Source organism: Domibacillus indicus, from assembly GCF_023715895.1.
In the GTDB taxonomy this organism is placed as follows: Bacteria; Bacillota; Bacilli; order Bacillales; family Domibacillaceae; genus Domibacillus; species Domibacillus indicus_A.
Genome location: NZ_JAMBOO010000003.1, coordinates 355,973 through 379,048 on the forward strand (window position 1 = coordinate 355,973; position 23,076 = coordinate 379,048).

Consider the following 23,076-nt stretch of genomic DNA (forward strand, 5'->3'; position numbering starts at 1 on the left):
CCTTCAAAAGTGAATCGCTTTTCCATCCAGCATTAGAGCTGCTTCTCCTATCGCTTCCGATAAAGCAGGATGCGGATGAATGGCTGCGCCAAGCTCCCAGCCGGATGCATCGAGCAGCTGGGCCAATGCAGCTTCTGAAATCAGCTCGGTTGCATGCGGTCCAATTACATGAACTCCTAGTATATCATCCGTTTTAGCATCTGCCACTATTTTTACGAATCCTTCTGTTTCACCATACACAAGAGCTTTCCCATTCGCTTGAAATGGAAATACGCCTGTTTTAATTTTTGTTCTTTCAAGAGCAGCCTGCTCTTCCGTCATGCCGATACTGGCCGCTTCCGGATGTGAGTAAATACAACGCGGAACAGCCGAATAATCAACGGGGTCTGCCGCTTTTCCTGCCATATGTTCAACGGCTGTGATTCCTTCGTAAGAAGCTACATGTGCCAGCTGCAGCCCTCCCGTTACATCACCCACCGCATAAATGTGCGATTCATTTGTCTGCATCCACTCATTCACTTGGATCACGCCGTTTTCAACCTTAATGTCCGTGTTTTCAAGTCCAATCTGTTCCGTGTTTGCTGTACGACCAGCGGCAACAAGTATTTTCTCTGCCGAAAAGGTTTCGCCTGCTTCTGTTTGAATCGAAACAGTACCTGAATGTTTTTGCAGCGTATCTGGTTTCACTTTTGCATTTACGATAATTTGAACGCCTCTTTTCGAAAGCTGGCGTGCCATTTCGGCCGAAACCGCTTTGTCCTCAAACGGCAAAATCCGGTCTCCGTATTCAAGAATGGTAACCTTGCTGCCAAAGTCAACAAGCATAGATGCCCATTCCACTCCAATCACACCGCCGCCTACAATCATAACTGACGCCGGAATCTCTTTCATTTCAAGTGCTTCGTCCGAAGACAAAACAATTTCGCCATCCGGCTGAAGGCCCGGAAGATGCTTTGGACGCGATCCTGTTGCGATAATAACGTTCCGTGGCACGAGCATTGTATTTTCTGTCCCATCATTCATTTCAACCGAGACCGTTCCGGCCATCGGTGAAAATAAAGATGGACCCAGCAGGCGTCCCGTCCCTTCATAAAGGTCAATTTTTCCTCGTTTTAAAAGAGACTTTACGCCGTTATATAATGTATGTACAATTTCTTCTTTTCTTTCCTGTACCCGTTTAAAATGTACGACTGGACTGCCGGCTTCTATACCAAACGATGCAGCTTCTTTTACCGTCCGTTGAACGTCTGCACTTCTCAGCAGTGCTTTTGTTGGAATACAGCCTTTATGCAGACAGGTGCCGCCTACTTTCCCTTTTTCAACCAGGGCTGTTTTTAACCCAAGCTGAGCTGCACGAATGGCTGCCGTGTATCCACCGGTTCCTCCGCCTAAAATGACAAGATCATATGTTATTGTCATGTACTTCGCTCCTTATTTATAATTCCTTTATCATTTTATACGGTTTTTAAAACTATGTCATGTAATAAACCAAATTTTATTTGTTTTTTCACTCTTTATCCTGTTCTTGACAAATAAAGCGTTTGCGCTATGATGTGGAAAAGAAGAATCTTGAAAGAAGGGGTTCACATGATCCGGATTATTGCCCTGCTTATTCTAGTCATTCCTGGCTTTTTGGCCGGCGTCGGAATTAAATGGATGCGGGATATGCTTTTTGGCATTTTGCAGCCCCCTTTTCCTGCTCTGTGGATGCAATTTATGGCCGGTTTCCTTCTTTTTATTGGCGGACTTGGCTTTGTTGCCGGATTTATTTTTAGACGGGACCGCAAACACAACAGGGTGCAGGCAAAATTTCAAGAAAAAAAATAAAAGCAGTGCCTTCCCGAGGACTGCTTTTTGCCTGTTCATATTCTTTCTTCGCATCATCGCTGAGCCGTTCTATAAACGAAGAAAACTGCATTCATAAAGAATACAGTTTGAGACTGTCGACAAAGTGGTCAGTCTTTTTTTATAAAAGTTTTCACCGCTGAAAACGGGCAGGAGATTTTTCGAGAAACATTGCTTCTTAAAAAGAGCCGATAGGGGAAGCCGACCGGCTGCTGCAAAGACGGGCTCAGCGCCTGCCCCATAGAAAGCGAAGCCGCGCATCCGCCGCTTTATCGACTCTCATCCCAACCACTCGAACGTCTTACATGAAAAAGAAACGAAAGGGACCTTTTGACAAAAGATTTTATTTGTCTACAATCTGAAACTGCACCCATAAAGAGTGCAGTTTCAATGGGAGACATTTACTTCTGTTGTTGAAAACAACCCTCCTGCTTCGCTAATTCGAACGCTTCTTCTGCTGTTTGAACACGGAGCCTGTTCCAGCGGGCGGCTATTTTATAAACGTCCCTATAATTTATGTGTTTGCTCATTTTACATTTTGCACAGTATAACAGAACGTTTTTTACTTCTTCAGGCAAGCGGTACAACTGCAGCTTTCCAATCGCCCTCAGGTCCGTTCCTAATACTTTTCCGTCAGACAGCTCTTGAACTAATTGAGTTGTGCTGACTTCTCTGACATATGTGATGATTTTGCGTTCGTCTTCTGTCATTCGGCTGCATAACCCCTTTTGAAAGATACTGGAGGGTCTAACGGTCAGCGTCAGTTTTAGTGGCAGAATTTCATTTCAGCCAAACAAGCCGGAGCTGTTCCGTAAATATTGCAGCCTTTGATACGAGCGAATGGAGAAAAAACAAGTGAAGCTTCATGCCTCCCCAAAAGCATTTGACAGCTTTGGTCGTTTTGATCCATCAAAGCGGCTTGTACTGCGTACCGGCTTGCTTGACGTTATCTGACCGAAAGCTCCATGTATTACTATTTCCGTCATGCACTCATTTTAAACCTTTCTATAAAAGAGAGGCTTCTTCCGCTTATGCTTTGCCTCCTTTAACGTTTCTCCTGTCGGCAGTACAATCTTTTTTATGCAAGTATTTAAATTTTGAAATTTGCATATTATGAACTATGTATAAAACCAGCTCCCCTATAACGAAAAAAGCGCCTCTTTAAACAAAGTGGACGCTTTTTTGTAGACATTCCTATAGGTAACCAAGCTCTTTTGCAACAGTCTCGTTAAAGTTTTGATGAACAAATTGCCTTTCCTGAACAGGGCTCATGATTCCGTAGGCTTTGCCTTCTGTTCCATCTTGAAGTGTCCATAAATAATTATGATCCTGGTCAATTTCTGTAAAATTGCCCGCCTGCCATTTTTGAAGTATGTCAAGAAGAGGCTTCTTTTCTTTATAATCCTCTTTTTCTACAATTGAAATAACTTCCTTGATAGTAGATGTTGTCATGGGCACGGCTCCCCATTTTTCATCAGCTGCTACTTTTTGATGCGTCATTTTATGCATAACAGAAACGACTTTTTCTTCATCGTCACCCTTTTTTAAATGGGTTGTATTTTGAACACCGCCAATTTTCTCATCGTTCCCGCCATTCAGCTTTTCTTGTTGAGTGGCTTTTGTATTATTCATTTCTATTAATACATAAGTCCCCAGCCCGGCAATGAGAAGAGTGATACAAACAACGATGGTCCATCCAATGATCTTCTTCATTTTCCCAGCTCCAATCTATAAAACAACTTTACCATAAAACTGGAGGGTATTTACAGGGTGTGGAAAAAGTTTCCTTAATAGTTAATTTATCTTTTTTAATCATCCTGCCAGATCTTTCTTTTCCCAATTTAACCAAACAGCAAAGTTCGTTTCTTTTATTGCTTTTTTGCCATAAAAAAGATCATGATCAAAAAATTCTTCGGTCCACGCTCTTGAATGAGTGTTTTTATTTTATCTTTTTGGATAGTTCTCGCTTTCGTCGTCAAAAATAAAAAAAACAGGTTTAAAGGAGCTGGGACGATGTCAGGAAGGGGCCGTAAAGGACTTGGGATTGGCAGCGACAAAATACTGATCTACATGCTGTATGCTGTCGTTTTGATTGTTATCCTGCAGCATATCGAAGTGTTCATTGGCTATACAATACTCGTCGCCCTGTTAGCGATCCCGTATTTTTTGCTGCGCTGGTATACAAAAGATAAGAAAAAACAACAATTCCTTCAATCAGGATTAAACGAACTTGATAGTATGGATAGCGTTCAATTTAAAGAATATGTGGGGGCCTTGTTTGAAAGCAGAGGGTACGCCATTGAGTATACGCCGAAATCAGGTGATTATGGGGCTGATTTTATTTTACGCAAGGGAAACTACAGTATCGCTGTGCAGGCAAAACGATACAATGGCTCAGCCGGTGTCAAAGCCGTACAAGAAGCGAGCTGCGGCAAAGCGTACTATAAAACAAATGAAGTTTGGGCTGTCACCAATCGTGCATTTACTAAAAATGCGTATCATTGTGCAGAGAAACTGAACGTAAAACTAATCGACCGCAATGATTTGATTGGGCTGCTCTCAGAAAACAGTGTTATGGCTAAACCGCAGGAAACCCGGCCAACGTAACGAATAGCAAACGCCGGGATTTTCAATATATTGTGCGTCAGACGGGGGCTTTTTAATACAGAAGAGGATGATAGAGACGAGGAAGCGGATAATAAGTAAAAAAGAAAAAAGCACCTTTTGCGGCGCTCATTTGGTATTACTTATTTACCGTATCAGCTCTTTAAAAGTGGTTCTATCGCCGGGTGCGCCTCTAATTGCTGCTGCCTTTGCTCCGGCTGGCTGCCTTTATACACCCAGCCGCTCTCTTCTTTTTCCCATGTTTCAAGGTAAAGTTCATAAGGCTCATACAGCTTATTGCTTTCTTTTCTAAAGCCCGCTTTTGCTGTTATTTTATCATGCGAGTCGTTTAATTTAGACCAGTATACTCTTTTTAGCATGATTTTTTCGCCTTCTTTCGGTCCTGATATTTTACCTCGCTTCTGCGAACCTTGCTTTACCCTAAATTTATGTTTTAAATTTAAACTCATACCCATCAGCTTTAAAACCCGTGTAATTTTTTGCTTATTCAGCTCTTCGGCTCGCGATTTGTCAGCCTGAAAATCGGTTGGGCGGCACAAAAAAGCGCCCTCTTATTATGGCAGAGGTACGCTTTTATAACTGGAAAGCTGTTGTCGCCCTTATCGGCTTGCATCAGAAGCCCATCTGTAATCATTGCATTTTAACGTGTAAAGCAATATTATTTTGGCTTTCAAGAAGCTATGTATTCAATGCGGAGCTTATCTGCCACCATGGCGATGAATTCTGAATTTGTCGGTTTGGCCTTGGCGGTTTACTCCGTCGATATAGACGTTTAATGCACACTTATTCGATTTTTACGTAACTCTTTATCGGACATTCACCCGGCAGTTTACCGCTAAGTGTTCGTTGTCTTGATTGCAACGAATACCGTTCTAGTCCGCAAGTTATTTCGTCTAGGAAATTTCGGTAAGCAAGCGTCGAATTTCGTTTTCTTTTGTCGTTATATAAATAGGTAGAAAGCGGACCACTCGAAGGCAGCCCGTTGTTTATTTCGATTACGCCCTCCATCCATTACTTCCGCTAATTTACGGTTCATATACGCTGCGAAACGGTCCATCTCGGCTTCATCTAATCGTTCAGCACGCCGGCGACTGAATTACCCGCCATTGCAGCGAAGTTGCTTAACGATCGTGCCGCATTTCCCCTTCCAGCCAGGCGAAGAAAGATTTCATTATTGTGCCTTCCATCGCTGAGTTGATCCGCGTCATGACGTCCGTTGTTACGTTGGCTACACTCATAATCGTTGGCTTGAGCCCGTTCATTAATTTCTCCGTCGCTTTTAACCCTTGTCCAAACGCATCAAATATCGGATTCTCAAATTCCTTCGTAAAGCCGGCCCAAAACGATTTGAAGCCCTGTAGATCCTTTAACGCGCTTTGTTGCGACTGGCTCATATCCGCTTAAACTGCCGCAAGTTCCTTTTGAGCTGCAATCTGTTCTTTTGCAGTATCCGCTGCGGCGAGCTTCTCGTTAATTTTCGTTACTTCATCTGCCGCTTCAAACTCTTCCGTACTTTTTGTTGAAATCTAATACACCTAACGATAAAATTTCATCACTTAAAAGTTTTGGCACTATCGCGGAGTTTTGACGAATCGATACGAAAAAAAAACCACACCCGCCGAATGACAAGTGTAGTGACTGTGAGAGGGTCGTCGACCCGTAATTTAGTTTATACGTTGTAGTGTTTATTGAAGCGGCCTGAGCCCTATTGATCGCTGAAATCGGAAATTTTCGGAATGAATACAGACCCCCTGAGTTTTTCAAAGGTGTCTATCCCGCAGGCATCCAGCCGGTGAAATGCACACTAATGCACAGCGATTTATTACGTAATCGGAAGCCAAGACGCCTGTTATTTCGCCATTCAAAAAGTTTCCGGTGGCTCTACGTTTGGATGTGCATGCCGGTAAAAACCGAACTAAACTACAGTGTCAAAACGCTTCGAGGGTCACGCGACAGGACCCCGATGCAGGTAAACCGTATAAAAAAATGTAATGTACGCTCTCGGAAATTTCAGTAAAAGTGTAATTTTGTAATTACCCTTTACACGTCTAGAATCGCTGAAACGATGAACTGCATCGCCTTTAAATCGCCTTGTAGAGCCATTTCCACATGTGTCGGACTCTTCGGAGCTGCCTTACGCAAGTATACGCGGTGCCTTTTACTTTAAGTCCTTCCGCTGTTCCAAGCGGTAAAGCTGCATACGTGATATACCGACGAGCTCCGCAATTTCTGAGCGGTTTAGCCAGCGGTTATGATCGCGTTTTTGGTCATAATACGGCTTCATCATCAGCTCCATCGCAAGGTAATGCCGGTCATCCAATGGTGGCACCTGCGAAGGCTGTTTGCTGCGTTTTTTCTTACGTTTTGTCATACGTTTAATACCTCCAGTTTAAACTATTGTTCTCTTTCATAGAAAAAAAGATTATCAGAGGAGACAACCGCTCAATCCAATATGGATCTCTGTTCATACCATATAACATAGATTCAATTATTATAGATTAATTCCGAGAAATTGATTTATATAATTGTTTCGCTACTTTTCTGTAAAAGAGGTGAAATAGTATGGGATTTTTCGGCGGTTACGGCGGCGGCTACGGTGGATATGAATGCTGTAGCGGTTCTAACGGCGGCTACGGCGGCGGCTTTGCGCTAATTGTAGTATTATTCATTCTTCTTATCATCATTGGCGCTTCATTCAAAAAGAGCTACGGCGGCGACTGTTAATTTAAGTGATCTAATACCATTTCAGCGACTTCCACTTTCAGAGTTATCAAACACTTAGAAATCGCGTTTTTATTGTGCGTCACTTCCGAATTTTTGCCGTGGAGCCCTCTGCGGTCTTTTTTTTATGCACAGCGTCTGCCACGACATTTTTTCCCAATTATTCTCTTTACTGTTTATTTTTCTAGCCAAGCGGGTAACGGTAAGCATGGTTTTACAAACCACTTACTCTCATTACTCTCTTGTTTGCTGCGGAGTCGCGTCCGTGGCTTTTTTTATTTATTTGGTTTATATTAGCGTCGAAGTGGGTAAACGTTATCTTGTGGCACACACCCGCCACATCTCCTGAACTCTACATAGTTCATCTTGTTTGCTGCGGATCTTTCCGCGGCCTTTTTTTGTTTATATCGCTCGGCAACGACGGTATACTTCCCCCTGTCACGCAAATACTGAATGTAGGAACGGATATGAGCCGTCTTGATAGCGGCTGGCTCCGTTATGTTATGGTGGTTGCGCAGGTAAGTGGAAAAGATTCTTAACGACTGTTTATAGCTTGCCTTCGTTTTACGTGCGGGTTTTTTTGAATCGCAGTACAGCATGTAGTTATCGATTTGAAATTCGATTTCATTAAATAAAAAAAGCGCCCCCTTTTACGATAAAGAGGTACGCGTTAACTGCCCCGAATATTTATCGGGTCACAACGGCAGTTTATCGGTCATAAGTGTGCGCTGCCTTGACGTTTAAAACCGCGTCACGACGGCTTTCAAGAAGCCATGTATTCGATACGGAGCTTATCCGCCACCATGGCGATGAATTCTGAATTTGTCGGTTTGGCCTTGGATACAGATACTGTATACCCGAACAATGCCGCAATGGATTCCATATTGCCTCGGCTCCAAGCTACTTCGATCGCATGCCGGATCGCCCGTTCCACCCGGCTTGGTGTTGTGTTGTATTTTCGGGCAATTTCTGGATATAGTACTTTTGTGATTGAGCCAAGCAGTTCAATATCATTAAATACCATTGTAATTGCTTCGCGCAAATACAAATAGCCTTTTATATGCGCCGGTACACCGATTTCATGAATCACTGCCGTAATGCTGGCGTCAATATTTTTCTTTTGCTTTTTCGGCTCTTCTTTTCGTTCTACATGACGCATCGGCTGTTCTGCACCGGCCACCTGACGGATTTGACTAATTAAACTTTCCATGTCAAATGGCTTCAGCATAAAGTAGGAAGCCCCTAGATCAACCGCTTTTTTCGTTACATCTTCCTGGCCGCTTGCCCGGAGACGTTCAAGTACAGCCAGTCCGTCCATATGCGGCATAATAATATCTAAAATTAACACATCAGCTTCTGTTTCCGGCAGCATGCCGAGACACTCCTGCCCATTAAATGCCGTTCCTGCAACTGTCATATCTTCCTGGCTTGTTATCACTTCTTCAAGCAGCTGTACAAGCTGCCGGTTATCGTCCGCAATTGCTACCTTTATTTTACTCAAATCATTTCCTCCTCACTTCTCAATCCTTAAGGCGATGCTCCATCCATAAGGTTATTCTAAAGGTTTTTTCGACAAAGCGAAATGGATTCCTTTAAAAAATTCAAAATATTTATTTTACACCGTTTTCTGTCATTTTTCGACTTTCTTTCCAGAAAAAATTCGCCAAAAAAAAGAGCGCAGCTGCGCTCTACAACACTCCGGCATCTTTAAGCATCCAGTCAATGTGGACACCGTATCCGGAAAGTGGATCGTTCACAAAAACATGCGTAACAGCTCCAACCACCCGGCCATTTTGTAAGATAGGGCTGCCGCTCATTCCTTGAACGATACCACCTGTTTTTTCAATTAAACGGGGATCGGTCATTTTAATAATCATGCCTTTAATGGCTGGCTTTGACTGCTCAACCGTGCGAACAATGGAAATATCGAATGTTTCGATTTTATTGTCCTTTGTCACCGTCCAAATTTGCGCTGGCCCTTCTTTCACTTCATCCGGATGCGCCGCCGGATACAACTTTGTTCTGCTCAATTCGCGATCCAGCCGTCCAAACAAGCCGAATGGCGTATTAGATGTGACCGTTCCCCATCTCTCTTCTGTAGGAATCTCAGCCGCTTTCTCTCCCGGAATCCCTTCCGTTGCACGCTTGATTCCAGTTACGTGGGCAGGGTAAAGCGTACCTTTAACAGGTGCAAACGGCTTTCCTGACTGCACGTCGCTGATGACGTGGCCAAGTGCGCCAAATTTTTTCGATTTTGGTTCATAAAACGTCAATGTCCCAATTCCTGCGGTTTTATTTTTAATGTATAAGCCCAGTTTTGAACTTTTTGTTTCTGTATCCTTGATCGGTTTTACTGAAAGACTCAGCGTTTTTTTGCCGCGTAACACTGTGAGCTTTACGGAGGTTTTTCCATCAGCCGCTTTTTGCACATACGGCCGAATGGCTTGAGGTTCTGTTACTTTGTGGCCATTTATACGTGTAATGACATCACCTGGCAAGAGACCTGCTTCTTCACCTGGAGAAATACGGTTTGTATCTGTTTGGATAAAATGAAAGCCGACTACATAAAGCCCTTTTGTTTCAAGCTGTACACCAACCGACTGTCCGCCGGGTACAACGAAAACACGTTCACGCTTTTCCTCTGCTTTTAAAAAGCCAGCCGATTGCAGCAGCTCTGTCTCTGTCTGCTCTGCCTTCGTAACGGCTCCATCTGTCGTCCAAAACGTAAACAGCAGTAAAAATGAAAAAAGACCCCGACTTACTACCGCCATCCCACTCCCTCCTTTTCATCCTGCGTTGTTACTTTGTCCGGAGGTGCGTGTTCTTATAACGGTAATTAGGGGGCTAGATGGATGGCTTTTCAAACAGCCGATTGCTTTAATTTTGCAGATAGAGCCAGCAGCTCTTTCGCATGTTTCTTCGTTAAGTCGGTCATTTCTACACCGGAAATCATACGGCCGATTTCTGCCGCTTTTTCTTCTTCATCTAGAGGTGTTACAGACGTGCTTGTCCGTTCCCCTTCCAGATTCTTTTGAATGTATAAGTGTGTATCAGCCATCGCTGCTACTTGCGGTAAATGCGAAATGCACATCACCTGCGAATGAATAGCAATTTTATAAATTTTTTCGCCAATGGCCTGGGCAACCCGCCCGCTTACACCTGTATCGACCTCATCAAAAATGATGGAGGTAATGCCCTGGTGTCTTGAAAAAATCGTTTTCATTGCCAGCATCACCCGTGACATTTCCCCGCCGGAAGCAATTTTCACAAGCGGCTTTAACGGTTCTCCCGGATTGGTGGTCATGTAAAATTCAACCTGATCCATTCCGTCTTTTTTAAATTGCCCGGATTCATTCACTACATGTACCTTAAAAACGGTTTTTTCCATATAAAGTTCTTTTAGTTCTCTGTGAATCGCTTCTTCAAGCTTCACGGCTGCTTCGCAGCGAAGAGAGGAGAGCTTTTCTCCTTCCTTCTGTACAAGAACTTCCACTTCAGCCAATTCTTTTTGAAGGCGGTTTACATGCGTATCACGGTGAGTCAGCTGATCAATTTCTTTGGCAATGGATTCTCCGTATTGTAAAATTTCATCAATAGTGGATCCGTATTTACGCTTGAGCTGGCTGATTTCATTTAAACGGCTTTGAATTTCATTTAGCCGCTCTGGATTAAACTCAAGTGTATCAAGCAGTGAACTCACATCCCGCACGGTATCTTCAAGTACATAAAAGCTGTTTGCCGCAGATTCGTGAAGAGCTTTGTATTCTTCATGAATGTCGGCAGCGGATTCGAGCCCATTCACTCCTACTCCGAGCCAATCCAGTGCTCTGCCTTCGCCGGATAAGGCATTATATGCTTCAGACAGCGCTCCGTATAATTTTTCAAAGTTCGCCAGCTGCTGGCGTTCTGCTTCCAGTTTTTCTTCTTCGCCAGGCACCAGCGCCGATTTTTCAATTTCATTGAGCTGAAATTGAATCAAATCGAGCCGGTGTGCCAGATGCTGGTCGTTTTCACTTAAACGGCGAATCTCAGCTTGTAAATGCGCGTAGCGCTCATATACTTCTCCATACTGTGCACGTGCGCCCAAAACAGCCGAACCGCCAAAATCGTCCAGCAGCCGAATGTGGCTTCCTGCATTCATTAATTCTTGATGCTCGTGTTGTCCATGAATATCCATCAGACGGGCGCCTATTTCCCGGAGAATAGACAGCGTCACCATTTTTCCATTGACCCGGCAGACGCTTTTACCCGCCGCGGAAATTTCCCGCCTTAAAATGATGGTCTCTTCATCCACATCGATGCCGAACTCCCGGCAGACTTGGGCACAGGGATGCTCACTATGAATTGTGAACATCCCTTCGATTTCCGCCTTTTTTTCTCCATGACGAACAAATTCGCCTGAACCTCTTCCGCCTGTTAAAAGCTGAAGGGCATCAATTATAATCGATTTCCCTGCTCCTGTTTCACCAGTTAATACCGTGAGTCCCCGTTCAAATGAGAGCGCCAGGGAATCAATGATGGCGAAATGGCGAATGGATAATTCCTGAAGCACAATCGGTCACATCCTTATTAAAGCATTTCTAAAAAGCGAGCCGAGACAACCTCTGTATGCTCTGGCGCGCGGCAAATAAGCAGGCATGTATCATCCCCGCATATCGTTCCCATAATTTCTTCCCAGTCCAGATTATCAATAAGCGCTCCGACAGCCTGCGCATTGCCTGGCAGGGTTTTCATAACGACAAAATGACCAGCTGAGTCAATGCTGACAAAGCTGTCTACAAGTGTTCGTTTTAGTTTTTGCAGCGGATTAAAACGCTGGTCCGCAGGCAGGCTGTACTTATAACGCCCATCCATTAAAGGCACCTTGACAAGGTGAAGCTCTTTAATATCGCGCGATACCGTTGCCTGTGTTACATTATATCCTGATTCACGCAGCAAATCGACAAGCTCGTCCTGCGTTTCGATTTCATTATTGGCAATCATTTCTCTAATTTTTATATGTCGTTGTCCTTTATTCAAATCGTTCACCTCATAATGTATAATTATACTTCTTTATACATTATCATACTGTATCTCATTTAAAAAGTATAGAAAAAGCGGCACGTTTCCATTTACACTTACGGAATCGGCCGCTTTTTTGGAGCTGAATCTGTTAGCTTTTTTGGTTAAATTCCTCATGTGCAGCTTTAACGGCTTGTTCAGGTGTAATAGGCAGCTTGATATTTCCGCTTTCTTCTTCACCTGTCCAGCGTATATGCAGGAGAAATTCGATATTTCCGTCGCCGCCTGTAATCGGTGAATGGGATAGATTGATGACATCATATCCCAGTGAGGAAGCCAGCTGTACGATTTTCTCAATAACCGCCTGGTGCACTTTGCTATCACGCACAATCCCTTTTTTTCCCACTTCTTCACGCCCTGCTTCAAACTGGGGCTTTACAAGGGCCATCACATCAGCACCCGGCACAAGCAATGTTTTTAAAACAGGTAAAATGAGGGACAGCGAGATGAATGATACATCAATAACGGCAAAATCCGGCATGCCCCTCTCCAAATCCGCCGGTGTTACATAACGGAAATTTGTTCGTTCCATGACGACTACACGCTCATCCTGCCGAAGCTTCCACGCTAATTGATTGTACCCTACATCGAGTGCATAAGACATTTTTGCGCCGTTTTGAAGCGCGCAGTCGGTAAAGCCGCCCGTTGAAGCACCAATATCAATTAACGTTTTGTCTTGAACGGTCAAATCAAACACCTGCAGTGCTTTTTCAAGTTTTAAGCCGCCCCGGCTTACATAAGGCATCGTTTTTCCTTTTATTTCAAGCGGAGCATCAACAGGAATTTTTTCACCAGGTTTATCGATCCGCTCCTCGTTAGAATAAACAATTCCCGCCATAACAGCGCGTTTTGCTTTTTCTCGTGTTTCAATTAATCCTTTTTCTACAAGCAATACATCAATACGTTCTTTTTTCGCCATGTTTATGCACGTTCCTCTTGCTTTTCCCGAACAAAAGCAGCTACCCGGCGAACCGCTTCTTCTTTCGTTAAATCGATTTCTTCAAGCAGCTTACCCACACTGCCGTGTTCTATAAATTGATCCGGGATTCCCATTCGGTCAATGATCGCACCGTGATGGCCTGCCTCGTGTGCATACTCAAGCACAGCACTGCCAAATCCGCCTTCAAGCACTGCTTCTTCAATCGTTAAAAGCGGCATCTTTTGCGCGAAAAGAACATTCAGCATGTTATGATCAAGCGGCTTAATAAAGCGTGCATTCACTACTTTTACGCTGATTCCGCGGGCTTCAAGCTCCTCTGCCGCTTCAAGCGCCATCGGAATGGTTGTCCCAAACGTTAAAATAGCTGCATCGCTGCCTTCCCTGATCACTTCCCACGATCCGATTGGAATAACCCCTAGCTCTGGATCGATCTCCACGCCAAGCCCGTTGCCGCGCGGGAAGCGCATCGCAATGGGCCCACCGTCGTACTGAATGGCCGTATTTACCATATGGCGTCCTTCATTTTCATCTTTTGGCATCATCAGCACCATATTCGGCACATGACGGAGGAAGGCAATATCAAACACTCCCTGATGTGTTTCTCCATCCGCTCCAACGAGACCGGCGCGGTCAATGCCAATAAATACATTTAAATTTGGCCGGCATATATCATGAACGACCTGGTCATAGGCGCGCTGCAAAAATGTTGAGTAAATGGCGAGAAACGGCTTCATACCCTGTGTGGCAAGGCCGGCTGCTACGGTTGCCGCGTGCTGTTCGGCAATCCCAACATCAAACATCCGATCCGGAAATTCGCCTGCGAAACCAAGCAGTTTTGACCCGACCGGCATAGCTGGTGTAATCGCCACAATACGCTCGTCTGTACGAGCAAGCTCCCGGACTGTCTCGCTGACAACCGCGCTCCAGGCTGGCGGTTCACCGCTTGCTTTAATCATATCGCCTGTGTCCATCTTATAAGGGCCAGTGCCATGCCAGGAACCAACCGTATCCGTTTCGGCCGGCTTGTATCCCTTTCCTTTTTTCGTGATCACATGCACAAGGACTGGCCCTTCTGTCCGCTTCGCCTGCTCCAGGCTTTTAATCAAATCATCAAAATTGTGGCCGTCAATGGGACCGAGATAAGTAAATCCAAATTCTTCAAAAAACATACCAGGAACAAACATATATTTCAAGCTGTCTTTCATGCGCTCCGCTGTTGAGGCTACTTTCCCGCCTACAGCTGGAATTCGCTTAAGCAGCACTTCCAATTCATCTTTGAGCTTATTGTATTTGCCGCCAGTTCTCATTCGGCCAAGCATATTGTGCATCGCTCCAACATTCGGCGCAATGGACATTTCGTTATCATTTAAAATAACAATCATATTGGTTTTCTCATGGCCAATATGGTTCAGCGCTTCGAGTGCCATCCCGCCTGTTAGAGCGCCGTCTCCAATAATAGGTACGATATGATCGCCTGACTTTTTTAAATCACGGGCAATTGCCATACCCATTGCCGCAGACAGCGATGTTGAACTGTGGCCGGTTTCCCATACGTCATGCTCGCTTTCAATCGTTTTCGGGAATCCGCATAGACCCTTGTATTGCCGCAGCGTATCAAATTTGTCGGCACGGCCGGTTAAGATTTTATGAACATAGGACTGATGTCCAACATCAAATAAAAATTTATCTTTCGGGCTTGTAAAGCAGTGATGAAGGGCAATCGTTAATTCAACAACTCCAAGGTTCGGGCCGATGTGTCCGCCTGTAACCGACAATTTTTCAATAAGAAATTTACGGATTTCTGAACTCAGCTGCTCCATTTCATGCACATTCATTTTTTTCACAAAAGATGGGTCTTTAATGGATAATAGATCCAAGTGGATCAGCTCACTTTCCTGACTGTTTCAGTTTTGGTTAAAATGTACCGCTATTATAGCACACGCTCAGAGTGCTAACAATTTTCGGCATTTTACGACGTGCGTTTGGCAATCAAATCCGCAAAGGCTTCGAGAAGAGGTGCTGGTCTTTTTAATGAGGCAAGGGCAGATTGCGCTCCCTGCAGCTCTTCCTCTAATTTCTTTTTGGCTCCTGCCATTGTCAGCAGGGACGGATACGTACTTTTTTCATTCGACTCGTCACTGCCGACGGGCTTGCCAATCTCTTCTTCAGTGCCTTCAATATCCAAAATATCGTCCCGGATTTGAAAAGCAAGGCCGATATGGCGGGCATAGGTCTCCAGCAGCGCTTTTTCCATTTCGTCCGCCCCGCCGATCAATGCGCCGGCCATTACACTAAAAGCAAGCAGACGGCCCGTTTTATGATGGTGAATATATTCAAGCTCTCCGAGAGACAGCTTTTTTTGTTCCCCTTCCATGTCCGCCACTTGCCCGCCAACCATTCCGGCCGGTCCTGCTGCAAATGACAGCATTCGAATCAGCTCAACCGCCTGCTCCGGCGAATACGCCTCGGAACGCGCAATCACTTCAAATGCGTACGTTAGGAGGGCATCTCCCGCTAAAATAGCGGTTGCTTCACCAAATACTTTATGATTGGTCGGCTTTCCACGCCGCAGATCATCATCATCCATCGCCGGCAGATCATCATGAATCAGCGAATACGTGTGAATCATCTCTAGCGCACAGGCTGCATCAAGGCCGGCGTCCGCTTTTTTACCGTACGTTTCAAGCGCCGCAAACAGGAGCATGGGCCGGATTCGTTTGCCTCCCGCTTTGAGTGAATAGATCATTGCTTCTTTAAGCGAACCCGGTGCCTGCAGCGCATCTATCCGTTCCATCATATGCGCTTCAAATAACGGCAGCTTTTCTTCGATGTATGTTTTAATATTCGTCATGCGTCTTCACCATCCAGCAAAAATGGCTGGTCGCCGTCATTGGTTACAAGCTTAGCCAGTTCTGTTTCCGCTTTTTTCAGCTTGCTATGGCATAAAGCAGACAATTCCATTCCGCGTTTATACTCTTTGAGCGCTTCTTCAAGCGGGACATCCCCTTCTTCAAGGCGGGCTGTTATTTTTTCCAGTTGTTCCATTGCTTCTTCAAAACTGATGTCTTCACGTTTCATCTTTGTTCCTCCCAATTGAATCAACCTGTGCGTATATGGTGCCATCTGCCATCTGCACATGGATGCGGTCTCCTTGTTGTACGTCTTGAACCGTTTTGATTAATTCTTTCTCTTCACTGTATACGAGGCTGTACCCTCTTTCCATCACTTTCAGCGGGCTAAGCGCTTCTAGCATGGCAATATGACGCCCAAATGTCGATTTTTTTTCGTTTACAATCGACTGAGTCAGCCGGTATAAGCTTTTTTTCAATTTCTCAAGCTGCTCTGTCTCATATGCAATGCGCGGGCCGGGTCCTGTTCTCGACAGGCGGAACGACGCATGCTGCACTGTTGTTTTCTTGCGGTCAATTAAAGCGTTGGTGCTGCGGATAAGCTGCTCATGCAGCCGGTCTGCCCGCTCAAACTGCTGCCTGTAAAGCGCTTCTGGATTGCGCATCACGTATGAGTTCATTACGGCTTGATGACGATTCCGTGAAGAGCGGACCATTTCTGAAGCTGCCCGCATCAGACGGCTTTCTTTTGCTTTGATCCGTTCCGATACTTCCTCCACATGGGGAACCGCCATTTCCGCAGCGGCTGTCGGTGTTGGTGCGCGCAGATCTGCTGCAAAATCGGCAATAGTAAAGTCGGTTTCATGGCCAACAGCAGAAATAACCGGAACCTTTGAAGAACGAATCGCCCGCGCAACGGCTTCTTCATTAAATGCCCAAAGCTCTTCGATAGAGCCGCCGCCGCGTCCGGCAATCACCACGTCCGCCCGGCCATCCTGGTTCACTTTCTGAAGCTGTCTGACGATCGACTCAGGCGCACGCTCTCCTTGAACAAGCGCAGGATAAATCAGCACTTCCGCTGATGGATAGCGCCGGTTAATGGTCGTTAAAATATCCCGAATCGCTGCACCGGTTGGAGACGTCACAACGGCGATAACAGATGGGTATGCCGGAACCCGGCGCTTTGCCTCCGGACGAAAAAGCCCTTCCTGCTCAAGCTTTTTTTTCAACTGCTCAAAAGCCGCAAACAAATTCCCAGCGCCTTCCTGCTGCATGGTTTTTACATACAGCTGGTACTGCCCACTTGATTCATAAACGGTGGCATCCCCTGTTAAAATGACTTCCATCCCGTTTTCCGGCCGGAACGCCAAATGCCGGGCAGATGCGGCAAACATAACCGCCATGATACGCGCACTGTCGTCCTTTAATGTAAAGTATAAATGCCCGCTGGAGTGGTGCTTTACGTTTGAAAGCTCGCCTTTTACAGACACATTTTTCAAATGCGGATCCGCATCAAATTTTCGCTTTATGTATTTGGTTAATGCTTTAACAGTTAAATGCCGTCCTGGTTCCATTTCCGATCACCTTTTTCTGTCCATTAAAAAACTGTCTTTCCGATTATAACATGATCGAAAAGACAGTTTCATTCATCTGCTATGAATTTATTTCGCTGCGAATGCTTTCGCTGATTTGACTGTATTGTAAAGAAGCATTGTAATTGTCATCGGGCCCACGCCGCCTGGCACTGGAGTAATCGCACCCGCTACCTCTTTCGCGCTGTTAAAATCTACATCGCCGCACAGCTTGCCTTCTTCATTGCGGTTAATGCCGACATCAATCACGACAGCGCCCGGTTTTAAGTGGTCTGCTGTCACATAATTCGGAATGCCGACAGCCGCGATTACAACATCAGCCTGACGGGTGATCGTCGCTAAATCTTTCGTGCGGGAATGGCAGATTGTGACGGTTGCGTTGTTCATTAAGGAAAGAAGAGCAGCTGGTTTGCCGACAATGTTGCTGCGTCCAATGACCACTACATGCTTGCCCTCAAGCGAAATATGTTCTTTCTCGAGCATCTTCATAATTCCGTATGGTGTACATGAATAAAACGAGTCTTTACCGATGACCATTTTACCAACGTTTACAGGATGAAAGCCGTCCACGTCTTTTTCAGGTGAAATGGCGTCAATGACCTTGTCCTCAGAAATATGTTTAGGAAGCGGCAGCTGCACAAGAATGCCATGGATATTTTTGTCACGGTTTAATTCGTCCACTTTTTCTAAAAGTGCTTCTTCCGTGAAATCCGCTGGAAAACGGTGTACTTCCGAGTAAATGCCAATTTCTTTGCTGCTTTTTTCCTTGCTGTTTACATACGTATGGGATGCCGGATCATCTCCGACAATCACAACAGCGAGTCCCGGTGTTGTACCTGCTGCTTTCATTGCATCGATTTCTTCTTTTAATTCTGTACGAATGTCTTTTGCAATTGCTTTTCCGTCAATAATAGCTGCCATTGAAAATCCCTCACTTAGTCCATTGATTGATTAATTTTTGATAAAACGCCATTAATAAATTTACCGGCTCGTTCATCACTAAAATATTTCGCCAACTCAATTGCCTCGTTCACGGCTACTTTTGCTGGAACATCGTCTGAATATTGCATTTCATATACAGCGAGACGTAAAATATTCCGGTCCACTTTTGCCAAGCGGTCAAACGACCACTTTTCCAGATTATTTTTAATAATTGTATCGATTTCCTCACGGTGCTGTTCCACTCCCGTGACGATTTCACGCAAGTAACTGCTGTCGCTGTCGCTGTCCTCTAATACGTTTGCAACTGCTTCCGCTGACTCCGCTCCACTTAAATCCATTTGATAAAGAGCCTGGATGCCCTTTTCCCGTGCCGTACGTCTGTTCATTCGATTGCTCCTTTTTGTTTAATGCCTTTTTGATCATAGCATAAAAAAGCGCCGTGGAAAACATACGAAAAACGCTCCGGCAATGCCAGAGCGCTTTTTCACTTATACTTCATCCTGATATTCAGGTTCCGGCTGTTTCGTTTCAAATTGTATCCCCACAATATGAATGTTAATCTCGTCAGCTTCGAGTGCCGTCATGTTGAGAAGTGTCTGGCGGATTCCTTCCTGCATCAATTTGGCAACACGCGGAATCGATACACCAAATTTCACAACACAATAAACATCTACTTTAATGCCGTCTTCCGTTAAATCAACCCGGACACCTTTGCCGTGGTTTTTCTTTCCAAGCCGTTCCACTACACCCGATGCAAAGCTTCCGCGCATTTTTTCAACGCCATCCACTTCTGATGCAGCGATACCGGCAATCACTTCTATCACTTCAGGAGCAATTTCAATACGGCCATGACCGCCCTCTCCATTGCTCATTTCAAGTACTTGATTTACAGATTGCTGTTCCGACATTTTAAGCACCTCCGGATTATGATTGAGTTTGCATTACATCATGGATTTCAAGAAATTTCGTATTGAAATCTCCGCTTACAAACACTTCATGCTCAAGCAGCTTCTGATGAAACGGAATGGTTGTATGAACACCTTCAATCACAAATTCTGAAAGCGCCCGCTTCATCCGTGCAATCGCTTCTTCCCGGGTTTTCCCGTGAACAATTAATTTCGCAACCATTGAATCATAATAAGGCGGAATCATATAGCCTGGATACACTGCAGAATCGATCCGTACCCCGAATCCGCCCGGCGGAAGGTATCCTTCTACTCTTCCTGCAGACGGCATAAAATTCTTTTCCGGGTTTTCTGCATTGATCCGGCATTCAATCGCCCAGCCGTCAAATGTGACGTCTTCCTGTGTCAGTGATAATGCTTCACCGGAAGCGACCCGGATTTGCTCCTTGATCAAATCAACACCGGTGACCATTTCTGTGACAGGATGCTCTACTTGAATACGGGTATTCATTTCCATGAAATAAAATGTGCCCGCATGCGCATCATAAATAAATTCTACCGTGCCTGCCCCTGTATAATCAACTGCTTTGGCTGCTTTAACGGCTGCTTCACCCATTTGGGCTCTTGTTTCTTCGTTCAAAGCCGGAGACGGCGTTTCTTCAAGCAGCTTTTGCATGCGGCGCTGAATCGTACAGTCACGCTCACCCAAATGAATGACGTTTCCATGTGTATCAGCCAGCACCTGAATTTCAACATGACGGAAATCCTCGATGAATTTCTCTAAATACACACCTGGATTACCAAAAGCAGTCGCTGCTTCCTGCTGCGTCATATTAATGCCTTTTTCCAGTTCCGCTTCATCACGGGCTACGCGGATCCCTTTTCCGCCTCCGCCGGCTGTCGCCTTGATAATCACCGGATATCCGATTTTAGCAGCAATCGTCAGTCCTTCCTCAATATCTTTAATGATCCCGGCTGAACCAGGAACAATCGGCACTCCTGCTTCTTCCATTGTATCGCGCGCTACGTCTTTTGTTCCCATTTGCGTAATCGCTTCTGGCGACGGACCGATAAAGGTAATATTCAACTCGCGGCATAATTCCGCAAAGCTCGCGTTTTCCGCTAAAAAGCCGTAACCGGGATGGATGGCATCTGACTCTGTTAGCTTCGCTACGCTGACAATATTGGTAAAGTTCAAGTAGCTGTCTTTTGAAGCAGTTGGGCCGATGCAGTACGCTTCATCAGCCAGTTGTACATGCAGCGCTTCTCGGTCTGCTTCTGAGTAAACCGCCACTGTGTCGATCCCAAGCTCCCTGCAGGCGCGGATAATTCGAACCGCGATTTCTCCACGATTGGCAATCAATACTTTTTTAATCATCGCAAATGCTCCTTTATTCCGGTTTCACCAAGAAAAGCGGCTGGCCATATTCAACAAGCTGGCCATCTTTTACAAGGATTTCAACAATTTCTCCGCTTACTTCTGCTTCGATTTCATTAAACAGCTTCATAGCTTCCACGATGCAGACAACGGAGTCCGGCTGAACCTTTGACCCTGTTTTTACATATGCTTCTTTATCCGGCGATGGCGATTGATAAAACGTTCCGACCATTGGTGAAGTAATTTTATGTAGGCTGGAATCATCCGCTGCTGAATTTGGCGCTTCTGGTGCCGGTGTTTCCTGCATAACAGGCGCGGCTGGCGCTTCCGGTGTAACAGATACTTGCTGAACGTGTGATACCGGTGCTCCTGGTGCTGCAGCATATGTAGTCGTTCCTGTTGATTTTTTCATTTTCAGCTTACTTCCTGCTGATTCAAATACAAATTCATCAATTCCTGATTGATCAACCAGTTTGATTAATTCTCTAATTTCTTGTACTTTCATGTACAGAGCACCCCTTTTAGGAAAAAAATAAACGAGCCGTTTTCACATAACAAAAAAGCTCCTTTTCTCATTTTATCTTTTTTTCGTCAATTAGCAAATATAGAATCCAAATGAAAGGAACCCGCTTTACGAAAAGCGGGAGGCTTTTTTTATTTTAAGGGTTCAAATTCTACCGAAACAGGCATTTTGTCGCCCATTTCCTCTTTGGCAAGCCGAATCAGCTCATTGGCGGCTTCGGTGGAATGGCTGTCCGCTTTGACGGTAATCCGAACTTCTCCATCCATTGTTCGTACGAGTGCGTCTTCATACCCTTTTGATTTAATCACCGTTTCAAGCATCCGCTCGCTTGCAGCCTGCTCATCGAGCTCCTGCATCGTTGTATAAGCTTCATCTTTTGCTTCCGCTGATAGGTCCGCAGAAGCTACTTTAGCGGTTAATTCTTCTTTTAAGCGGCTGCGCTCTTCTTCCGCTTCAAGCCGGATCATTTCAAATACTTCATCCGTCGGCGTTTCTTCGACGGCTACATCTACTTCTTTTTCCGGTTCTGACACTTTTTCCTCAAGGGTAGAGGCTGGCAGCAGCTTCTCCGGACCGGTCATATAATACACACCAAGCACAGCCGTTAAACTAACCATTGTAAACAGCCAAACCGTTTGTTTTTTCGGCATTAGTTTTTCCCTCCTGATTTTCCGGGCATGACGGCTACGCGGTGCACCGGAACACCAAGCACCCGTGTGACCGCCTCTACCACCCTTTTTTTGACTTGAGCCCGTTCTGTCCCTCCGGCAACAATGAGCACTCCTTGAATATCCGGCCTGCGCGTTTCAATCATGACCGGACTTTCTACATCGCCATCCCGCACAAGAGCGATTTGTTCATCCCTCGTGCTTTCACTTTCTCCATCGGAAGAAACAATGTTTTTTTCGTATACCTTTCGTTCAGAAGAAGCCAGGTTCACGACTACTGAAACATCCGAGACACCTTCAATTTTATTTAATACGTCTGTTAATTCTGTTTCGTAGCTTTTTTTCCAATCTGCTTCTGTATTCGCAGCAGCAGGCTTGCTTTCTTCTTTCTCAGGCGGTTGTTCCGGTCCGGTTAAATCACTAAGCGCCATCAGTGCGATGCCGGCGCCCAGCATGATTGCTGCCCACTTCAGCGGCTTGTCCGCTTTTCCATTTTTCCACCATGTTAAAAGCGATTGCCGGTCAGCCACCTCCTGTTTCCTCCTTTTCCATCACCATATTCAGCTGATGAGCCCCAATATTCCATTTTTCCGTTAAACGGCGCTCAATTTCTTGTTCCAGGCACTGCCCTTTCATCTCTATGTCCACCTGTTTTACTTGCTCTTCTGCCACTTCTGCTTCAACAGCGGTTACTTCACAGGAAGAAAAAGCAGAAACAGTCGCCTGTGCCTCCTGCTGCAGCGCTTGGTTGACATAGGTGTCAGAAGCCAGTTCAGAAACACCGGACAACTGCTCGACCAGCTGTTTCGTTTCCTGCTCAAACGAAGAAACGGTTCGTTCATTCGAAAAAGAAAAGGACCAATCAGCAGAAAATAGCGGCTTGACCAGGGCGGCCATGATCACAAGTCCTGCCGCCAGCCTGACATATTTTTTCATCGGTGATTCGGACAAAAACATGTCTACGATAGAAGCGCATAAAAGAAGTGCCAGCACTGATGCAAGCCAGTCAAAAAGCCCCTGCATTTCC

The 23,076-nt window shown here is 45.2% G+C and carries 26 protein-coding genes; 3 read left to right on the forward strand and 23 right to left on the reverse strand.

Annotation, left to right across the window (positions count from 1 at the left end):
* Positions 1-3: 3 nt before the first annotated feature.
* On the reverse strand, positions 4-1,419 hold the full coding sequence (gene lpdA, locus M3221_RS08105; RefSeq protein ID WP_251270985.1) for a dihydrolipoyl dehydrogenase: 1,416 nt from the start codon (positions 1,417-1,419) through the stop codon (positions 4-6).
* 168 nt (positions 1,420-1,587) lie between these two features.
* Here lpdA and M3221_RS08110 point away from each other — a divergent pair, with 168 nt between their 5' ends.
* A complete protein-coding gene (locus tag M3221_RS08110) occupies positions 1,588-1,827 on the forward strand; it encodes a DUF2627 domain-containing protein (RefSeq protein WP_251270986.1) in 240 nt (79 codons plus the stop codon).
* A 419-nt stretch (positions 1,828-2,246) separates the two neighbouring features.
* On the opposite strand, the gene M3221_RS08115 is transcribed toward M3221_RS08110, so the two are convergent.
* Both M3221_RS08115 and M3221_RS08120 read right to left on the reverse strand, forming a co-directional pair.
* Complete coding sequence (locus M3221_RS08115) at positions 2,247-2,555, reverse strand: DnaD domain protein (RefSeq protein ID WP_251270987.1); 309 nt, start codon at positions 2,553-2,555, stop codon at positions 2,247-2,249.
* 484 nt (positions 2,556-3,039) lie between these two features.
* Positions 3,040-3,558: a DUF6241 domain-containing protein gene (locus tag M3221_RS08120; protein WP_251270988.1), complete on the reverse strand. Its 519-nt coding sequence runs from the start codon at positions 3,556-3,558 to the stop codon at positions 3,040-3,042.
* A 300-nt stretch (positions 3,559-3,858) separates the two neighbouring features.
* Between M3221_RS08120 and M3221_RS08125 the strand changes: the two genes are divergently transcribed.
* Positions 3,859-4,452: a restriction endonuclease gene (locus tag M3221_RS08125; protein WP_251270989.1), complete on the forward strand. Its 594-nt coding sequence runs from the start codon at positions 3,859-3,861 to the stop codon at positions 4,450-4,452.
* 152 nt (positions 4,453-4,604) lie between these two features.
* Here M3221_RS08125 and M3221_RS08130 read toward each other — a convergent pair whose 3' ends face one another.
* The 3 genes from M3221_RS08130 to M3221_RS08145 all read right to left on the reverse strand — a co-directional run bounded on the left by M3221_RS08130 (position 4,605) and on the right by M3221_RS08145 (position 6,841).
* Complete coding sequence (locus tag M3221_RS08130) at positions 4,605-4,829, reverse strand: hypothetical protein (protein WP_251270990.1); 225 nt, start codon at positions 4,827-4,829, stop codon at positions 4,605-4,607.
* Between the two features lie 762 nt (positions 4,830-5,591).
* Complete coding sequence (locus M3221_RS08140) at positions 5,592-5,864, reverse strand: hypothetical protein (protein ID WP_251270991.1); 273 nt, start codon at positions 5,862-5,864, stop codon at positions 5,592-5,594.
* Between the two features lie 764 nt (positions 5,865-6,628).
* Positions 6,629-6,841, reverse strand: a complete 213-nt coding sequence (locus M3221_RS08145) for a hypothetical protein (RefSeq protein ID WP_251270992.1) — start codon at positions 6,839-6,841, stop codon at positions 6,629-6,631.
* A gap of 191 nt (positions 6,842-7,032) precedes the next feature.
* On the opposite strand from M3221_RS08145, the gene M3221_RS08150 reads away from it, so the two are divergent.
* Entirely contained in the window at positions 7,033-7,194 is a 162-nt protein-coding gene (locus tag M3221_RS08150) for a YjcZ family sporulation protein (RefSeq protein ID WP_251270993.1), read from the forward strand.
* A 760-nt stretch (positions 7,195-7,954) separates the two neighbouring features.
* Here M3221_RS08150 and spo0A read toward each other — a convergent pair.
* The 17 genes from spo0A to M3221_RS08240 form a co-directional block, all read right to left on the reverse strand.
* On the reverse strand, positions 7,955-8,692 hold the full coding sequence (gene spo0A, locus M3221_RS08160; protein ID WP_251270995.1) for a sporulation transcription factor Spo0A: 738 nt from the start codon (positions 8,690-8,692) through the stop codon (positions 7,955-7,957).
* 187 nt (positions 8,693-8,879) lie between these two features.
* The gene (gene spoIVB, locus M3221_RS08165; protein WP_251270996.1) at positions 8,880-9,962 is read right to left on the reverse strand and encodes a SpoIVB peptidase; all 1,083 of its coding nucleotides are present in this window, start codon (positions 9,960-9,962) and stop codon (positions 8,880-8,882) included.
* Between the two features lie 89 nt (positions 9,963-10,051).
* Entirely contained in the window at positions 10,052-11,743 is a 1,692-nt protein-coding gene (recN, locus tag M3221_RS08170) for a DNA repair protein RecN (protein ID WP_251270997.1), read from the reverse strand.
* A gap of 17 nt (positions 11,744-11,760) precedes the next feature.
* A complete protein-coding gene (gene ahrC, locus M3221_RS08175; RefSeq protein ID WP_251270998.1) occupies positions 11,761-12,210 on the reverse strand; it encodes a transcriptional regulator AhrC/ArgR in 450 nt (149 codons plus the stop codon).
* Between the two features lie 133 nt (positions 12,211-12,343).
* Positions 12,344-13,171 carry a TlyA family RNA methyltransferase gene (locus M3221_RS08180; protein ID WP_251270999.1) on the reverse strand — a complete coding sequence of 276 codons (828 nt, stop codon included), beginning with the start codon at positions 13,169-13,171 and terminating at the stop codon, positions 12,344-12,346.
* A gap of 2 nt (positions 13,172-13,173) precedes the next feature.
* Positions 13,174-15,069, reverse strand: a complete 1,896-nt coding sequence (gene dxs / locus M3221_RS08185; RefSeq protein ID WP_251271000.1) for a 1-deoxy-D-xylulose-5-phosphate synthase — start codon at positions 15,067-15,069, stop codon at positions 13,174-13,176.
* Positions 15,070-15,161: 92 nt separating this feature from the next.
* Positions 15,162-16,043, reverse strand: a complete 882-nt coding sequence (locus M3221_RS08190; RefSeq protein WP_242233526.1) for a polyprenyl synthetase family protein — start codon at positions 16,041-16,043, stop codon at positions 15,162-15,164.
* Positions 16,040-16,270: an exodeoxyribonuclease VII small subunit gene (gene xseB / locus M3221_RS08195; RefSeq protein ID WP_251271001.1), complete on the reverse strand. Its 231-nt coding sequence runs from the start codon at positions 16,268-16,270 to the stop codon at positions 16,040-16,042. Before xseB ends, M3221_RS08190 begins: the two co-directional genes overlap by 4 nt.
* Positions 16,260-17,615: an exodeoxyribonuclease VII large subunit gene (gene xseA, locus M3221_RS08200; RefSeq protein ID WP_251271002.1), complete on the reverse strand. Its 1,356-nt coding sequence runs from the start codon at positions 17,613-17,615 to the stop codon at positions 16,260-16,262. Before xseA ends, xseB begins: the two co-directional genes overlap by 11 nt.
* Before the next feature lie 87 nt (positions 17,616-17,702).
* Entirely contained in the window at positions 17,703-18,554 is an 852-nt protein-coding gene (gene folD / locus M3221_RS08205; protein ID WP_251271003.1) for a bifunctional methylenetetrahydrofolate dehydrogenase/methenyltetrahydrofolate cyclohydrolase FolD, read from the reverse strand.
* A 14-nt stretch (positions 18,555-18,568) separates the two neighbouring features.
* Positions 18,569-18,961: a transcription antitermination factor NusB gene (gene nusB / locus M3221_RS08210; protein ID WP_242233522.1), complete on the reverse strand. Its 393-nt coding sequence runs from the start codon at positions 18,959-18,961 to the stop codon at positions 18,569-18,571.
* Between the two features lie 102 nt (positions 18,962-19,063).
* Entirely contained in the window at positions 19,064-19,483 is a 420-nt protein-coding gene (locus M3221_RS08215) for an Asp23/Gls24 family envelope stress response protein (RefSeq protein WP_242233521.1), read from the reverse strand.
* A 16-nt stretch (positions 19,484-19,499) separates the two neighbouring features.
* Positions 19,500-20,858, reverse strand: coding sequence for an acetyl-CoA carboxylase biotin carboxylase subunit (gene accC / locus M3221_RS08220; protein ID WP_251271004.1), 1,359 nt, complete (start codon positions 20,856-20,858; stop codon positions 19,500-19,502).
* Positions 20,859-20,871: 13 nt separating this feature from the next.
* Positions 20,872-21,363, reverse strand: coding sequence for an acetyl-CoA carboxylase biotin carboxyl carrier protein (gene accB / locus M3221_RS08225; RefSeq protein WP_251271005.1), 492 nt, complete (start codon positions 21,361-21,363; stop codon positions 20,872-20,874).
* Positions 21,364-21,512: 149 nt separating this feature from the next.
* Positions 21,513-22,031 carry a SpoIIIAH-like family protein gene (locus M3221_RS08230; protein ID WP_251271006.1) on the reverse strand — a complete coding sequence of 173 codons (519 nt, stop codon included), beginning with the start codon at positions 22,029-22,031 and terminating at the stop codon, positions 21,513-21,515.
* Positions 22,031-22,579, reverse strand: a complete 549-nt coding sequence (locus M3221_RS08235) for a stage III sporulation protein AG (RefSeq protein ID WP_251271007.1) — start codon at positions 22,577-22,579, stop codon at positions 22,031-22,033. The genes M3221_RS08230 and M3221_RS08235 overlap by 1 nt, the downstream gene beginning before the upstream one ends.
* On the reverse strand, positions 22,572-23,072 hold the full coding sequence (locus M3221_RS08240; RefSeq protein WP_251271008.1) for a stage III sporulation protein AF: 501 nt from the start codon (positions 23,070-23,072) through the stop codon (positions 22,572-22,574). Before M3221_RS08240 ends, M3221_RS08235 begins: the two co-directional genes overlap by 8 nt.
* Between the last annotated feature and the right edge of the window lie 4 nt (positions 23,073-23,076).

What these genes read in the sequence shown, in the direction of transcription:
- lpdA (WP_251270985.1), bottom strand. Translation starts at nt 1,419, where the DNA reads ATGACAATAACATATGATCTTGTCATTTTAGGCGGAGGAACCGGTGGA.
- M3221_RS08110 (WP_251270986.1), top strand. Translation starts at nt 1,588, where the DNA reads ATGATCCGGATTATTGCCCTGCTTATTCTAGTCATTCCTGGCTTTTTG.
- M3221_RS08115 (WP_251270987.1), bottom strand. Translation starts at nt 2,555, where the DNA reads ATGACAGAAGACGAACGCAAAATCATCACATATGTCAGAGAAGTCAGC.
- M3221_RS08120 (WP_251270988.1), bottom strand. Translation starts at nt 3,558, where the DNA reads ATGAAGAAGATCATTGGATGGACCATCGTTGTTTGTATCACTCTTCTC.
- M3221_RS08125 (WP_251270989.1), top strand. Translation starts at nt 3,859, where the DNA reads ATGTCAGGAAGGGGCCGTAAAGGACTTGGGATTGGCAGCGACAAAATA.
- M3221_RS08130 (WP_251270990.1), bottom strand. Translation starts at nt 4,829, where the DNA reads ATGCTAAAAAGAGTATACTGGTCTAAATTAAACGACTCGCATGATAAA.
- M3221_RS08140 (WP_251270991.1), bottom strand. Translation starts at nt 5,864, where the DNA reads ATGAGCCAGTCGCAACAAAGCGCGTTAAAGGATCTACAGGGCTTCAAA.
- M3221_RS08145 (WP_251270992.1), bottom strand. Translation starts at nt 6,841, where the DNA reads ATGACAAAACGTAAGAAAAAACGCAGCAAACAGCCTTCGCAGGTGCCA.
- M3221_RS08150 (WP_251270993.1), top strand. Translation starts at nt 7,033, where the DNA reads ATGGGATTTTTCGGCGGTTACGGCGGCGGCTACGGTGGATATGAATGC.
- spoIVB (WP_251270996.1), bottom strand. Translation starts at nt 9,962, where the DNA reads ATGGCGGTAGTAAGTCGGGGTCTTTTTTCATTTTTACTGCTGTTTACG.
- M3221_RS08180 (WP_251270999.1), bottom strand. Translation starts at nt 13,171, where the DNA reads ATGGCGAAAAAAGAACGTATTGATGTATTGCTTGTAGAAAAAGGATTA.
- M3221_RS08190 (WP_242233526.1), bottom strand. Translation starts at nt 16,043, where the DNA reads ATGACGAATATTAAAACATACATCGAAGAAAAGCTGCCGTTATTTGAA.
- xseB (WP_251271001.1), bottom strand. Translation starts at nt 16,270, where the DNA reads ATGAAACGTGAAGACATCAGTTTTGAAGAAGCAATGGAACAACTGGAA.
- xseA (WP_251271002.1), bottom strand. Translation starts at nt 17,615, where the DNA reads ATGGAACCAGGACGGCATTTAACTGTTAAAGCATTAACCAAATACATA.
- folD (WP_251271003.1), bottom strand. Translation starts at nt 18,554, where the DNA reads ATGGCAGCTATTATTGACGGAAAAGCAATTGCAAAAGACATTCGTACA.
- nusB (WP_242233522.1), bottom strand. Translation starts at nt 18,961, where the DNA reads ATGAACAGACGTACGGCACGGGAAAAGGGCATCCAGGCTCTTTATCAA.
- M3221_RS08215 (WP_242233521.1), bottom strand. Translation starts at nt 19,483, where the DNA reads ATGTCGGAACAGCAATCTGTAAATCAAGTACTTGAAATGAGCAATGGA.
- accC (WP_251271004.1), bottom strand. Translation starts at nt 20,858, where the DNA reads ATGATTAAAAAAGTATTGATTGCCAATCGTGGAGAAATCGCGGTTCGA.
- accB (WP_251271005.1), bottom strand. Translation starts at nt 21,363, where the DNA reads ATGAAAGTACAAGAAATTAGAGAATTAATCAAACTGGTTGATCAATCA.
- M3221_RS08230 (WP_251271006.1), bottom strand. Translation starts at nt 22,031, where the DNA reads ATGCCGAAAAAACAAACGGTTTGGCTGTTTACAATGGTTAGTTTAACG.
- M3221_RS08240 (WP_251271008.1), bottom strand. Translation starts at nt 23,072, where the DNA reads ATGCAGGGGCTTTTTGACTGGCTTGCATCAGTGCTGGCACTTCTTTTA.